This window comes from Pseudomonas sp. E1BtOHC1 (assembly GCF_058744285.1).
Genome location: NZ_CP196023.1, coordinates 1,210,732 through 1,224,970 on the forward strand (window position 1 = coordinate 1,210,732; position 14,239 = coordinate 1,224,970).

13 protein-coding genes are annotated in these 14,239 nt (G+C 62.5%); 5 read left to right on the forward strand and 8 right to left on the reverse strand.

The genetic code is table 11. The annotated features are described in order from the left end of the window. Nucleotides 1-111: 111 nt before the first annotated feature. The 4 genes from ACSSVC_RS05625 to gpmI form a co-directional block, all read right to left on the reverse strand. Nucleotides 112-1,422, reverse strand: coding sequence for a S41 family peptidase (locus ACSSVC_RS05625; protein ID WP_110595366.1), 1,311 nt, complete (start codon nucleotides 1,420-1,422; stop codon nucleotides 112-114). A gap of 31 nt (nucleotides 1,423-1,453) precedes the next feature. After that, entirely contained in the window at nucleotides 1,454-2,740 is a 1,287-nt protein-coding gene (locus tag ACSSVC_RS05630) for a murein hydrolase activator EnvC family protein (RefSeq protein WP_346634187.1), read from the reverse strand. Between the two features lie 220 nt (nucleotides 2,741-2,960). Next, nucleotides 2,961-3,881 (reverse strand): DUF1460 domain-containing protein, encoded by a 921-nt coding sequence (locus ACSSVC_RS05635; RefSeq protein ID WP_346634188.1) that lies wholly within the window; start codon nucleotides 3,879-3,881, stop codon nucleotides 2,961-2,963. A 185-nt stretch (nucleotides 3,882-4,066) separates the two neighbouring features. Beyond that, nucleotides 4,067-5,602, reverse strand: coding sequence for a 2,3-bisphosphoglycerate-independent phosphoglycerate mutase (gpmI, locus tag ACSSVC_RS05640; RefSeq protein ID WP_346634189.1), 1,536 nt, complete (start codon nucleotides 5,600-5,602; stop codon nucleotides 4,067-4,069). Nucleotides 5,603-5,767: 165 nt separating this feature from the next. On the opposite strand from gpmI, the gene ACSSVC_RS05645 reads away from it, so the two are divergent. From ACSSVC_RS05645 to secB, 3 genes are all read left to right on the forward strand, one after another. Beyond that, on the forward strand, nucleotides 5,768-6,181 hold the full coding sequence (locus ACSSVC_RS05645; RefSeq protein WP_346634190.1) for a rhodanese-like domain-containing protein: 414 nt from the start codon (nucleotides 5,768-5,770) through the stop codon (nucleotides 6,179-6,181). Beyond that, nucleotides 6,181-6,435: a glutaredoxin 3 gene (grxC, locus tag ACSSVC_RS05650; protein ID WP_102882126.1), complete on the forward strand. Its 255-nt coding sequence runs from the start codon at nucleotides 6,181-6,183 to the stop codon at nucleotides 6,433-6,435. Before ACSSVC_RS05645 ends, grxC begins: the two co-directional genes overlap by 1 nt. A 184-nt stretch (nucleotides 6,436-6,619) precedes the next feature. After that, complete coding sequence (gene secB, locus ACSSVC_RS05655; protein WP_016963308.1) at nucleotides 6,620-7,102, forward strand: protein-export chaperone SecB; 483 nt, start codon at nucleotides 6,620-6,622, stop codon at nucleotides 7,100-7,102. Between the two features lie 96 nt (nucleotides 7,103-7,198). Here the strand turns inward: secB and trmL are convergent, their stop codons facing one another. Next, nucleotides 7,199-7,654 (reverse strand): tRNA (uridine(34)/cytosine(34)/5-carboxymethylaminomethyluridine(34)-2'-O)-methyltransferase TrmL, encoded by a 456-nt coding sequence (trmL, locus tag ACSSVC_RS05660; protein WP_011058750.1) that lies wholly within the window; start codon nucleotides 7,652-7,654, stop codon nucleotides 7,199-7,201. Here trmL and ACSSVC_RS05665 point away from each other — a divergent pair. Further along, entirely contained in the window at nucleotides 7,653-8,093 is a 441-nt protein-coding gene (locus ACSSVC_RS05665; RefSeq protein WP_346634191.1) for a hypothetical protein, read from the forward strand. The genes trmL and ACSSVC_RS05665 overlap by 2 nt on opposite strands. A 700-nt stretch (nucleotides 8,094-8,793) precedes the next feature. On the opposite strand, the gene ntrC is transcribed toward ACSSVC_RS05665, so the two are convergent. After that, a complete protein-coding gene (ntrC, locus tag ACSSVC_RS05670; protein WP_346634192.1) occupies nucleotides 8,794-10,230 on the reverse strand; it encodes a nitrogen regulation protein NR(I) in 1,437 nt (478 codons plus the stop codon). Further along, a complete protein-coding gene (gene glnL / locus ACSSVC_RS05675; protein WP_346634193.1) occupies nucleotides 10,227-11,312 on the reverse strand; it encodes a nitrogen regulation protein NR(II) in 1,086 nt (361 codons plus the stop codon). The genes ntrC and glnL overlap by 4 nt, the downstream gene beginning before the upstream one ends. Before the next feature lie 370 nt (nucleotides 11,313-11,682). Between glnL and ACSSVC_RS05680 the strand changes: the two genes are divergently transcribed. Beyond that, entirely contained in the window at nucleotides 11,683-12,777 is a 1,095-nt protein-coding gene (locus ACSSVC_RS05680; RefSeq protein WP_492612063.1) for a bifunctional transcriptional activator/DNA repair enzyme AdaA, read from the forward strand. Here the strand turns inward: ACSSVC_RS05680 and ACSSVC_RS05685 are convergent. Then, complete coding sequence (locus ACSSVC_RS05685; protein WP_492612064.1) at nucleotides 12,760-14,181, reverse strand: MFS transporter; 1,422 nt, start codon at nucleotides 14,179-14,181, stop codon at nucleotides 12,760-12,762. The two genes, ACSSVC_RS05680 and ACSSVC_RS05685, sit on opposite strands and share 18 nt — an antisense overlap. Nucleotides 14,182-14,239: the final 58 nt, after the last annotated feature.

A 14,239-nucleotide genomic window follows, 5' to 3' on the forward strand; every position in this document is an offset into this window, starting at 1 on the left:
CGGGGTCAGGCCTTTAGGGGGGATTGGCGCCCTGGCGGGCGCTTCGCGGGCAAGCCAGCTCCTACACAAACCGGCTCCTGATAGGAGCCGGTTTGCCAGCGAAGGGTTCAATCACTTGCCGCGGGTGATGCTCAGCCCCTTGAGCAGGCTCAGGGCCTGGGCCAGCTGGTAGTCGTCATCTTGTGGCATCGGCTTGGCCTTGCTCGACGAGCCGCTTGGCTTGTCGGCACCACCGTTGCCGTTGCCCAGGTGGCCCTGCAGGTCGGCTTCCTTGAAGTACTCGCCGTCCTGGGCCTCGCTGGTGATCTTGGCGCGGCGCACTTCGATGTCCGGAACGATGCCCTGGGCCTGGATCGAGCGGCCGTTGGGGGTGAAGTACAGGGCGGTGGTGATCTTCAGCGCACGGTCGTTGTTCAGCGGCAGCACGGTCTGTACCGAGCCTTTGCCGAAGCTGGTGGTGCCCATCAGCACCGCGCGTTTCTGGTCCTGCAGGGCGCCGGCGACGATTTCCGAAGCCGAGGCGCTGCCGCCGTTGATCAGCACCACCATCGGCACGGCTTCGCTCTCGTCCTTGCCGGTGGCGGAGAAGCGCAGCTCGGAGTTGGCGATGCGGCCCTTGGTGTAGACGATCAGGCCCTTGGTGATGAAGTGGTCCACCACTTCCACGGCGGCCTGCAGCACGCCGCCCGGGTTGTTGCGCAGGTCGAGGATGATGCCATTGAGCTTCTTGCCGTTGTCCTTGCGCAGCTTGGCCAGGGCCTTGGAGACTTCCTCGCCGGTCTTGACCTGGAACTGGGTGATGCGGATGTAGCCGTAGCCCGATTCCAGCAACTGGCTCTTCACGCTTTTCACCTGGATGGTGGCGCGGGCCAGGGTCACGTCGAACGGCGTACCGCCGTCGCGCACCAGGGTCAGGGTGATTTTCTGGCCGATCTTGCCGCGCATCTTGTCCACGGCTTCGGTCATGGTCTGGCCGCGGGTCGGCTGGCCGTTGATCTTGACGATCAGGTCGCCGGCCTGGATGCCGGCCTTGGAGGCCGGGGTGTCGTCGATGGGCGAGACCACTTTGATAAAGCCGTCTTCGGCACCGACTTCAATGCCCAGGCCGCCGAATTCGCCGCTGGTGCTTTCCTGCAGCTCGGCGAAGTCTTCCGGCCCCAGGTAGGCCGAGTGCGGGTCGAGGTTGCTGAGCATGCCCTTGATGGCATTTTCCAGCAGGGTCTTGTCATCCACGGGTTCGACATAGGCCGCCTTGATCCGGTCCATGACCTCGGCAAAGGTGCGCAGTTCTTCCAGCGGCAGAGGTGCCTTGGTGGTCGCGGCGGTCGCTGATTGAGCGGTTTCGGCGGCAAACGCCAGAGGCGCTCCGATCACCAGGGCGATCGTCAGGGCCAGCGAGGTAAGGCGGGACAAATGCAGCATGTCGAACGAACTCCTAATTTAGATGCAGCGCTTATCCTTGCGCGTGGCACCACTGTGCCGGGTCGCTGGGGCGGCCCTGCTGACGAATTGCAAAGTACAGCGCAGGAGTGTCCTGTCCGCCACTATTGCCCACTGTGGAGATGGACTCTCCGGCCTTGACCACATCACCGGCTTCTTTGAGCAGGGTCTGGTTGTGTCCGTAGAGGCTCAGGTAACCGTTGCCATGATCGAGGATCACCAGCAGCCCGGCACCGCGCAGCCAGTCGGCGAACACTACCCGGCCACCGTGTACGGCGTGCACCTGGCTGCCGGCAGCGGCGCTGATCATCACCCCGTCCCACTTGGAACGGGAGTCGTCGCCACGGGTTTCCCCAAAGCGTGCCAGCAGTCGACCATCAACGGGCCATGGAAGTTTTCCCCGGGCCGCAGCAAATGCACCACCGAAGGAAGGACCGGCGCTGGAAACCAAGGCACCGGGGCTTGATCTGACGGGCTTGCGCGGGGCATCGCTGGCGTCGGCCTGGGCCTCACGTAAACGCTTTTTTTCGGCTTCCTGCTGGGCGATCAGCGCTTTCTGGCGCGCTTCCTCTGCCTCACGGGCCTGGCGGGCCAGGGTTTCTTCAATGGTTTTCAGGACCTTGGCCAGGTCGGCCTGGTCCTGTTCGCGGGCCTTGAGCTTGTCGTCCCGGGCCTTCACGTCGTCATTGAGTTTGGCCAGGGCCAGTTGCCGCTCTTTGCGGACCTTGTCGAGTTCTGCACGCTGGGTGTCGAGGCTGCTCTTCTGCACCAGCAACTGGGCCTGTTGCAGGGAGATGTCCTTTTCCACATTGGCCAGCTGACGCAGGGTCTCGTTGAAATTCTTCAGCTGCTCCAGGCGCGCCTGGCTCAGGTAGTCGTAGTAGGTCAGGGTGCGGGCGAATTTTTCCGGATTCTGCTGGTTGAGCAGCAGCTTGAGGTATTCCTGACGGCCGTTCTGGTAGGCCGCGCGGGCCTGGATGGCGATCAGTCGTTGCTGTTCAGTGCGCGCGCTCTGGAGTTTTTTTTTCTCCTCATCGAGTCGCTGCAGCTCGGATTCGCTTTTTTTCAGCTCTTTCTGCAGGGCTTCGACCTGCTTCTCCAGCTTGCCCATCTCGGTCTCGGTGCCGCGCAGGTCTTTCTGCACGCCGGACTTCTCTTCCTGCAGCTTGCCCAGCAGCTTTTTCAGCTCGGCAATGTCCTGACGCGTGGCGTCCAACTGTTGTTGGGTTTGCGCGCGCTCATCGGCAAAAGCCGGTTGGAGCAGGCAGATCAGAGCAAGGGCAATCAGGGCGCGAAGCATAGAGGCGGGCGACACCAGGGAAAGGGACGGTCTAGTATGCCCGCCCATCGCTGCAAAAAAAACGCCTCAAAGCCAACTGCTTTGAGGCGTTCGTCATAAAAAGCCGTTTCCGGCCCATTATTGGGCCTTTTGCTATCAGGATGCAGGCGGTTATTGCCGCCGACCCCGATCGAGCCGGGCCCGTTCGCTGGCGTGGCTGGCGGCCGATCGCCGTTGGCCATCAGCCGTGAGTGAGCGCCTGGCTTGGTTGCCGTGCTGATTGCGCGTCGATATTCGGCACCGACTGCGGTGTGAAAGCCTGGCCGTCTTGTCGGGTGCGCAACACCACGATGCCCGGGATGTTCTGCACGTATTCCATGAAGGGTGAATCCATGACCTCGCGTTGCATCTTCTTGGACGATGCATTGCGCAGCACGGGGCCGTTGGCGGTTTTGATGAAGAGCCCGGTATGGGTGACGTCCAGGCCCGCAAGATGGGTGTAGATGCCGATGTAGTCGCCAGTGTGCAGGCGGCTGAGCAACTGCTCGTCAATCGACGTGCTGGGTATGTAGGTTATGTCGCGTTCAACCAGGGGCAGGCCTGGCAGGTATAGGTCGCCGTTAGCCTTTTGGTTGAGGTGTTTAGTCACGGTCACCGCATCCGCGCTCAGCTGCGCCGTCAGGTCTTCGGTCAGCGGTTGCCCGGCATGCGCCCAATCCGTGAAGAAGTGCCGGCGGTCTGCATAGTGCACGCCGTCGCCGACATAGCGGGTCTGGATGAGGTTCTTGATGAAGCTGTCCTGGTCGGTGGATTTTCGCAGGGCCTCGACGTAATCCAGGTAGGTGAAGCAATCCAGGCCCCTGAAGTCGACGACCAGCTTCTCCGCCAGGGTCGCCGAGCCTTGCAACATGTTCGCTGCATAAGGCGTGTGCATGAACTCCCGTGAAATCTGCTCGCTCAGTTGGCCCATGCTGTCTGCCTCGGACTGTTGGCGGAGCTTGAGCAGGGCGCTCAGTTTCTCGGCGGTGTAGCTATCCATTTCCACCGAGGGACGCTGATCTTCGAGTGCAGCCACTTCAGGTGTGTGTCTGTGTTCAACATGGGCAGGGTTGGCGCAACCTGCGAGGACGGAGGCTAAAAAAAATACAGCGGTCTTGTTCATTCGATTTCTCCAGATGCTGCGCAATCGTAACTGATAACTATTACTATTTGTGCGGCAGTGCTGAGGATTGTGCTGCCCGGATGCGCTCATCAGCTGGAGAGTCTGCGAGGCAATGGCTGCTGCTGATACACAAACGCCCGATACGGTGTATCGGGCGTTTGTGCAGGAAACAGCCAGCTTCAGTTTCAGGCGTCCAGCAGTATCGACTTGCCGGTCATCTCTTCAGGCTGCGCCAGGCCCAGCAGTTTGAGCATGGTAGGCGCTACGTCTGCCAGGACCCCGCCTTCGCGGACTTTCAGCGCACGCTTGCCCACATAGATGAAAGGCACCGGCTCGGTGGTGTGGGCCGTGTGGGCCTGGCCGGTGGACTCGTCGGACATCTGCTCGACGTTGCCGTGGTCGGCGGTGATCAGCGCTTCGCCGCCGACTTTTTCCAGGGCATCGACGATGCGACCGACACACAGGTCCAGGCATTCAACGGCTTTCACCGCGGCTTCGAACACACCGCTGTGGCCGACCATGTCGCCGTTGGCGTAGTTGACGATGATCACGTCGTAACGCTGGTGCTCGATGGCATCGACGATCTTGTCAGTGACTTCCGGAGCGCTCATTTCCGGCTGCAGGTCGTAGGTGGCGACTTTTGGCGACGGAATCAGGATGCGCTCTTCGCCCGGGAACGGCTCTTCACGGCCGCCGGAGAAGAAGAAGGTCACGTGAGCGTATTTCTCGGTTTCGGCAATGCGCAGCTGGGTCTTGCCGTTTTTCGCCAAATAGTCGCCCAACACGTTTTCCAGGCTGCCCGGAGCGAAGGCCGACGGCGCGGGAATGCTGGCGGCGTACTGGGTGAGCATGACAAAGCCGGCCAGCTTTGGCTGGCGCGCACGCTCGAAGTCCTTGAAGTCGTCCTCGACGAAGACCCGGGTCAGCTCGCGGGCCCGGTCGGCGCGGAAGTTCATGAACACCACGGCATCGCCGTCTTCGACCTTCACCGGTTCACCGATGGTGGTGGCCTTGACGAATTCGTCGCTCTCTTCACGGGCGTAGGCAGCTTGCAGACCTTCCTGGGCGGTGGCGGCGTTGAACTGGCCCTGGCCGTCGACGATCAGGTTGTAGGCCTGGGCCACGCGGTCCCAGCGATTGTCGCGGTCCATGGCGAAGTAACGGCCGATCAGGCTGGCGATGCGGCCCTTGCCCAGGGTCTTGAAAGTCTCATCCAGCAGTTCGATGGACGACTGGGCGCTTTTCGGCGGCGTGTCGCGACCGTCGAGGAAGGCGTGCAGGTAGATTTTCTCGGCGCCGCGCTTGAAGGCCAGTTCGGCCATGGCGATCAGGTGGTCCTGGTGGCTGTGCACGCCGCCGTCCGACAGCAGGCCGAGGATGTGCACGGCCTTGTCGGCGGCCACGGCCTTGTCCACGGCCGCGCAAATGGTCGGGTTCTCGAAGAACTCACCGTCACGGATGGCCTTGGTCACCCGGGTGAAGTCCTGATACACCACGCGACCGGCACCCAGGTTCATGTGGCCGACTTCGGAGTTGCCCATCTGCCCGTCCGGCAGGCCGACGTCCATGCCCGAGCCGGAGATCAGGCCGTTGGGCATGCTGGCGCACAAGCGGTCCAGGACTGGCTTCTTGGCCGCATAGACGGCGTTGGATTCGTGGCTCTCGCTGTGACCGAAGCCATCCAGAATCATCAGGACCAAAGGTTTAGGCGTGGTAGTCATGGCGTCCACTCGTGGCTGGATAGGAAAGTGTTGAAAAGGGAGGTGTTGAAAAAGGGAGTGGCAGTTTAAAGCGAAGTTCCGGTGGCGTCACCGCCGGGCGGGGTTTGGCCGACCTTGAGGGCTGTGTATACTGGCCGACATTTTAACGCCCTGGAACCTCCTTAGATGGTTGCTCACCTGATTCAATTCGCCACTGAACACTACTTGCTCGTCGGCGCCTTCGCCATCCTGCTGGCTCTGTTGATCGCTCATGAATTGAGCCGCGGTGGCCGCAGCCTCAGCACCCGTGAACTGACCGCACTGGTCAACAGCGAGCAGGGCGTAGTGATCGATATCCGTCCGTCCAAGGACTTCGCTGCCGGCCACATCGTCGGCGCGCTGAACATTCCCCAGGACAAGCTGACCGCCCGCGTCGGCGAGCTGGAGAAGCACAAGGCCAAGACCATCATCCTGGTGGACGCCCAAGGCCAGCACGCCGGCACTCATGCCCGTGAACTGATGAAGTCCGGTTTCACCGCGGCCAAACTGTCCGGCGGCGTGTCCAGCTGGAAAGCCGACAACCTGCCATTGGTGAAGTAATGCCCAAGGTCATCGTCTACTCCAGTGATTACTGCCCTTACTGCTCGCGGGCCAAGCATCTGCTCGGGAGCAAAGGCGTAGCCTTCGAAGAGATCAAGGTCGATGGCAAGCCGCAGGTGCGCGCCGATATGGCCCAGAAGGCCGGACGCACGTCCGTGCCGCAGATCTGGATCGGTGCCACCCATGTAGGTGGTTGTGATGATTTGTTTGCCCTGGAGCGCGCCGGCAAGCTCGACGCGCTGCTGGCGGCCTGAAATTCCTAGGTTCGTATGGAAACTCGCCGAGCGAAGATCAGGCAAGGCAAAAACAGGCGAGGAAGCGGAGTGTAGGGGCCTACATGAGCATTCCGAGCCTGTTTTTAACGCAGCATGGTCGAAGCGCAGGCAGTTTGCGTACAGAACCTAACCCTATAGACCCAAGATCAAGAAGGATCATGAGATGACTGACCAACAGAACACTGCTGCTGCCGAAGACGAAAGCGCACCGCAATTCTCCCTGCAGCGCATCTACGTGCGTGACCTGTCCTTCGAAGCGCCGAAAAGCCCGGCCATCTTCCGCCAGCAGTGGGAACCAAGCGTCGGCCTGGACCTGAACACCCGTCAGAAAGCCCTGGAAGCCGACTTCCACGAAGTGGTGCTGACCCTGTCCGTGACCGTGAAGAACGGCGACGAAGTGGCCTTCATCGCTGAAGTGCAACAAGCCGGCATCTTCCTGATCAAGAACCTGGACGAGGCTTCCATGAGCCACACCCTGGGTGCCTTCTGCCCGAACATCCTGTTCCCTTACGCTCGCGAAGCGCTGGACAGCCTGGTGACCCGTGGTTCGTTCCCGGCCCTGATGCTGGCCCCGGTGAACTTCGACGCGCTGTACGCCCAGGAACTGCAACGTCTGCAGTCCGCCGGCGAGAACACCGTTCAATAAGAGCGTCGCCCGAGCATGAAAAAAGCGCCTGTAATGGCGCTTTTTTCATGCTCGGGCAAAACCTGTAGGAGCGGGCTTGCCCGCGCCCCCCAGGCCCTACTTGAACCCCAACTGCCGCCAGCCCTCATAGACGGCCACGGCCACGGTGTTGGACAGATTCAGGCTGCGGCAACCTTCGCGCATGGGCAGGCGCAGGCGCTGCTCGCCCGGCAGGGCGTCCAGTACGTCCGCCGGCAGCCCGCGGCTCTCGGGGCCGAACAGGAAGGCGTCGCCCTCCTGGAAGCTGGCGTCATGGAAGGGGCGCGAGCCCTTTGTGGTGAAGGCGAACAGGCGCGGATGGCCAAGACTCTCCAGACAGCTGGCAAGGTCGGCATGGCGTTGCAGGGTGGCGTATTCGTGATAGTCGAGGCCGGCACGGCGCAGGCGCTTGTCGTCCATTTCGAAACCCAGCGGCTCGATCAAATGCAGGTGGCAGCCGCTGTTGGCGCATAGCCTGATAACGTTGCCGGTATTCGGCGGAATTTCTGGTTGAAAGAGGATGACGTGAAACATGCACGGCTCCGAAGAGAAAGACAGGCTGCATTCTACGCCTGAAGCGTACTCGCGACCGAAGCTAATGCTGCGGGTATTCGGCTCCCTGGCGATTGTCGGGATGATGGTGGGGCTGATGATCGGCCGCCTGACCCAGCCCGATCCTGTGGAACTGCAGCAGGTCGAGGTGGCCCCTGATGGCCTGGTGCTGTGGTTCAACCATGAACCCAAGGTTCACGGCGAACATATCGACGGCGCCGTGGCGTTGCTGTTCGACGCCCAGGGGCGCGTGCAGAACGGCCAGCTACAGGTCAATCAGAAGAATGTGAACTGGCGGGTGCGCCTGGCGGACCAGGGCTTGCTACTGAACCTGGTGGCCGCCCGGCCGTTGCGGGGCGATTGGGCGGGTAGCGAGGTGGAGGGGCGCTGGCGCCTGGCGATCCACCTGCGGGAGGAATAAAAGAGGGAAACCCCGGCCTGCCTGTACCAAGGCCCCCAAAAGCGGGAGGGGCTGATCGCCTTGGGGGCGATGAGTCCCGGTGTAAAGAAGGGGATTCCCGGCCTGCCTGTACCAGGGTCCCCGAAAGGGTTGTGGGCGCGTCGTTCACAACGTGATGAGCCCGGTGTTAAAGAGGGAAGCCCCAGCCTGCCTGTACTGAGGTTCCCGAAACCTTGGGCTCGTCGCGATGCGCTTGATGAGCCCGGTGTTAAAGAGGGAATTCCCGGCCTGCCTGTACCGAGGTTCCCGAAAGCTTGGCCCGTCGCTGTGAGCGTGGTGGGCCGGGTGTTAAAGAGGGGAATCCCCGGCCTGCCTGTACCAAGGTCCCCGAAACTGGGTAGTGATGGAGTTATTGCAGGGGGCGTGCCAACTCTGGCCGGTCGTGTATGAATTGCCTGGATAAAAAGCCGAAAGCCCCGGATTCCGGGGCTTTTGCGTTTTCGAAGGGCAAATTTTCAGATTTGAAGGCCAGGCCTCGAATGATCGCGCTGTGCTCGATTGCGGTTCATCGCGCCTTCGGGCAGTGCATGCACCCCATCCTGGTGCACGCCCATCCTCGTCGTAGGAGCCGGCTTGCCGGCGAAAGCGCCTGTCAGCGCTCTGCAAGGCTCAGGGGCCTTTTCGCTGGCAAGCCAGCTCCTACGTGCCGTGGGGCGGGGCTTCAGCCTTCTTCGCTTTCGTCCTCGTCGCCACCGTCCACCTTCATTCCCAGCTCCTTGATCTTGCGGGTCAGGGTGTTGCGGCCCCAACCCAGCAGGACTGCAGCGTCGCGGCGGCGGCCGGCAGTGTGCTTGAGGGCGGTCTCGATCATGATCCGCTCGAAACTCGGTACCGCGCTGTCCAGCAGGCTCGATTGCCCACGGGCCAGGGCTTGGTCGGCCCACTGGCGCAGGGCCTGTTCCCAGTTGGTCACCGGCGCCGAGTCCTGGGGCAGGCTCAACAGCTCCGGCGGCAGGTCGCTGATGTGCACCTCGCGCCCCGACGCCATGACGGTGATCCAGCGGCAGGTGTTCTCCAGCTGGCGCACGTTGCCCGGCCAGGGCAGGTTCTTCAGGTATTCCTCGGTTTCGTTTTTCAGCAGTTTGGGTTCCACCGCCAGTTCCTGGGCGGCACGGCTGAGGAAGTGCTTGGCCAGGGTCGGGATGTCTTCACGACGGTCCGACAGGCGCGGAATATGGATGCGGATCACGTTGAGGCGGTGGAACAGGTCCTCACGGAACTTGCCGGCATGCACCAGGGTTTCCAGGTTCTGGTGGGTGGCGGCGATGATCCGTACATCGACCTTGACCGGAGTATGTCCACCGACCCGGTAGAACTCGCCATCGGCCAGAACCCGCAGCAGGCGAGTCTGGGTATCGGCGGGCATATCCCCGATTTCGTCGAGGAACAGGGTGCCGCCATCGGCTTGCTCGAAACGTCCACGGCGCAGGTTGGCGGCGCCGGTGAAGGCGCCTTTTTCATGGCCGAACAGCTCGGACTCCATCAGATCCTTGGGAATCGCCGCCATGTTCAGGGCGATGAACGGCGAAGCCGCCCGCGGGCTGTGGCGATGCAGGGCGTGGGCCACCAGTTCCTTGCCGGTGCCCGACTCGCCGTTGATCAACACCGTGATGTTGGAGTGGCTCAAGCGGCCGATGGCGCGGAACACCTCCTGCATCGCCGGTGCTTCACCGATGATTTCCGGGGTACGGGTCAGAGTCGGCGCCACTTCCAGGCCTTGCTGTTCCTGGGCGTGCTGGTTGGCGCGCTTGACCAGGGACACCGCCTCATCCACATCGAATGGCTTGGGCAGGTACTCGAAGGCCCCGCCCTGGTAGGAGGCGACGGCGCTGTCCAGGTCCGAATGCGCGGTCATGATGATCACCGGCAGGCGCGGGTGCAGCTCGCGAATCCGCGCCAGCAGGTCGAGGCCGCTGGCACCGGGCATACGGATATCGGAGATGATCACGTCCGGCTGCTGGCGTGCCAGGCGACTCATCACCCCATCGGCGCTGTCGAAGCTCTGGGTGGTCATGCCTTCCTGTTGCAAGGCTTTTTCCAGGACCCAACGGATAGAACGGTCGTCATCGACGATCCACACGGTTTCACTACGGCTCATGTCGATGGGGCTCCTTGTTCCAGAGGCAGAAAGATCGAGAAGGTGGTGTGGCCGGGATGGCTGTCACATTCGATCAGGCCCTGGTGCTGGCTGATGATGTTCTGGGTAATGGCCAGACCCAGCCCGGTACCGTCCGGCCGGCCACTGACCATGGGGAAGAAGAGGGTGTCCTGCAGCTCTGCGGGGATGCCCGGGCCGTTGTCGATGATTTCGATCTTGGTCACCAGGCGATGGCGCACATGGCCGATGGTGAACTGGCGCATGGTGCGGCTGCGCAGGGTGATGCGCCCCAGGCGCATTTCGTTCTGGGTGCTGATGGCCTGCATGGCGTTGCGCACGATGTTGAGCACCGCCTGGATCATCTGCTCGCGGTCGATCAAAACGTCGGGGATGCTCGGGTCGTAATCGCGTACCAGGGTGATGCAGCCCTGGCTTTCGGCTTCCACCAGGCTGCTAACCCGCTCCAGCACTTCATGGATGTTGGTCGGTGCCAGGGATGGCAACTTGTTCGAGCCCAGCATGCGGTCCACCAGGTTTCTCAGGCGGTCGGCCTCTTCGATGATGACGTTGGTGTAGTCCTTGAGGCTTTCCTCGGGCAGCTCCCGGGCCAGCAATTGTGCGGCGCCGCGAATCCCTCCCAGGGGGTTCTTGATCTCGTGGGCCAGGCCGCGCACCAGCATCTTGCTGGTTTCTTGCTTGGACAGCTGGGCCTCTTCCTTGGTGATGCGCAGCAGCCGGTCCCGGGGGTGGACTTCCAGCAGCAACAGGGTGTCGCCATTGCTGAGGATCGGCGTCACCGCGTAGTCGACGGTCAGGGTCTGGCCGGTCAGGGCGGTGAGCATGGCTTCGCGCTTGGTGAACGGGTGCGCCTGTTCCACTGCCTGGCGCAGGGAGCTCAAGGCTTCGGCGGATTCGGTGAACAGCTCGCTGATGAATTGCCCATGGCTACGCTGGCCGCTGATGGCCAGGAGCATCTCCGCCGCCGGATTCATGTACTCAAGGCGCAGGTCGGCGTTGAGCAGGATGGTGGCGGTGGTCAGGTTGTCCAGAAGCAGACGGTGCAGTGGGTCGCTGATGGTCATGGGTAAAGGGTGACCTCTTTTGAAGCAAGACAATCCGGGGCCGGTCCCGAATTGCGCGCGCGGGTAAGGCGCTGATGTGGAGAAAATGCAAAAACCAAACCAAGGCTCCGAAAAGAAGCGTCCAAGCCCTGAAACAGCTGTTTGAAGCTCGATTGCGTGGCGCTTTGCCAGCCCTGGCGGGTATTTTCGAACCAAAATGGGCTGGGAATGGCCCCTGAGTGCAAGGTGTTGCACCAATATAGTGCATGAATCTGTATGGTGCTTGCGACTGTTCGGTGGTGTGGGAATCAACGCCCGTTTTTCAGCGGCCGCTGTCAGGGAGCGGGTTTAAAGTGCTCGAACCCAATGCTTCAAGGTTTAGGATGCGGCCATGGAAAACGCCCCCCTGCTGTTCCAGCTCCCCGATGACGACACCCTGTACCAGGCCCTTCTGGATCGCGACCCGGCCTATGAAGGCTTTGCCTTTGTCGGGGTCAAAAGTACCGGCGTGTTCTGTCGCCTGACCTGTGCCGCACGCAAGCCCAAGCGTGAGAACACGGTGTTCTTCAGCTCCATCAAGGGCTGCGTCGAAGCGGGATTGCGCGCCTGTCTGCGTTGTCGCCCCCTGGAGCGGTCCGGAGTGCAGGAGCCCTGGGTGCAAACCCTGCTGGATCAGTTGCAAAGCGATCCCGAACGCCGCTGGTACGAAGATGACCTGAGCCGCCAGGGGCTGGACCCGTCCACGGTGCGTCGCGCGTTCAAGCGCTACTTTGGGGTGACCTTCCTGGAAATGGCCCGCCTGCGACGCATGGGCCAAGGCATGCAGCAGCTGTCCTGCGGAGAGTCGGTGATCGAGGCGCAGATCAGCGCCGGCTTTGACTCCGATAGTGGCTTTCGTCGTGCCTTTGCCCGCCTGGCCGGCCAGCCGCCGTCGAACCTGCGGGGGCGCGAGCTGCTCAAGGTGGACTGGCTACAGACCCCCATTGGCGTGATGCTGGCGGTGGCGGATGCCCAGGTCCTGCATCTGCTGGAGTTTTTCGATCGTCCGGCCCTGGCCAATGAACTGCAAAACCTGCAAAAGAGCAGCGGTTCCAGCATAGGGTTCGGACGTTTCGCCCCCATCGATCAAATCGAGGCCGAGCTGCAGCGCTACTTCGCCGGAGAGTCCGCCGGCTTCCATACCCCTCTGGCGATGAACGCCTCGCCCTTTACCCGAACGGTGTGGCAGGCCTTGCGCGCCATCCCCTTGGGCAGCACCTGCAGTTATGCCGAAGTGGCGAGCCGGATCGGCTCGCCGTCAGCGGTGCGTGCCGTGGCCCGAGCCAACGGCGCCAATCAGATCTCCATCGTCATCGCCTGCCACCGAGTCATTGGTAGCGATGGCGCGCTGACCGGCTACGGCGGCGGGCTGTGGCGCAAACGCTGGCTGCTGGAGCATGAGCGCCGCATGTCCAGGCCCCGGGGCGATTCAGTGAGCGGGCTGTAGCGGCTTGCCTGAAGGACCCGGGCCGGCTTGCTCCGGGATATCCACAGGTCGCTGCAGCCGGTTGTCTGTCTGGCGCGCCAGTTCATCGGCATCCGCCTGCTCCGCCGTGGACAGCTCGGCAGCGTTGTGGCCGATGCGCTTGAGCAGCGCCAGCATGCACAGCAGCGAAACCAGGGTGTAGCAGGCCGAGGCGATGGCCACGCCGACGATGCAGCCGGTGCCGTTGAGGATGCTCTGGGCCAGTACCGGGGTGGCGCCCCCCACCAGCAGCGAGCACAGCTGATAGGAAATCGACAGCCCGCTGTAGCGCACCCGGGTCGGAAAGGCCCGGGCCAGGATGCCGCCTACCGCGCCATAGAACATCGAATGGGGCACGGTGGCCAGGCACATGCCGAGTACGGCGATCCAGTAGCTGCCGGTTTCCACGGCGAAGAACATCGCCGGCATCAGCACCAGTTCCGGCACCACCATCAACACCATGGCCTTGCGCATGTCGATGCGTGAAACCAGCACCGCCCCCAGGGGCTGGGTGATGAACTGCACCACCAGGGCCATGACGATCACGCTGAGAAAGCTGCCCTGGGTGTAGCCCAGTTCCTTGGTGGCCCAGGACAGGGCGAAGGTGCTCTTGAAGTAGGTGACGTGGATGATCGGCAGCACTCCGGCGCCCAGCAGCACCAGCCGCCAGTGGTTGCGCAGCACTTCGAGAATCGGCAGCTTGACGGTCTTCTTCTGCGCGATCAGGCGCTGCATGTCATCGGACTCTTCGAGCTTGAGGCGAATGATCATGCCGACTATCACCAGCAGCGCCGAGAGCAGGAACGGGATGCGCCAGCCCCAGAGCAGGAAGTCCGGCGCGGGCAGGGCGCTGAGGCCGAAGAACACCAGGGTCGCCAGCAGGTTGCCGGCCGGTGAGCCCTGTTGGGCAAAGGCGGCATAGAGAATGCCCTTGCCCTTGGGCGCGCTCTCGCTGGCGATCAGGATCGCCCCGCCCCATTCGCCGCCCACCGCGATGCCCTGGATGATGCGCAAGGTCACCAGGGCAATCGGCGCCCAGATGCCGATCTGCAGGTAGCTGGGCAGCAGGCCGATGCAGGTGGTGGCCACGCCCATCATGATCAGGGTGATCACCAGGGTGGTCTTGCGGCCGATTTTGTCGCCCATGTGGCCGAAGATGATGCCGCCGATGGGGCGCGCGACAAAGCCGGCCCACAGGGTCAGGAAGGACAGCAGGGTAGCGGTGCCCGGGGGCAGGTCGGCGGGGAAGAAGACTTTGCCGAACACCAGGGCGGCGGCGATTCCGTAGGCGTAGAAGTCATACCACTCGATGGTGGTGCCGATGAACGAGGCGATGCCCGCCTTGCGGGCTTTCTTGTGGGCGGCAGCTTCCAGGGCGGCGGTCATGTGCAACTCCTGCTTGTTATTGTTATGGGCACCCGCGCAGGGCACGTGGGCTTCATGC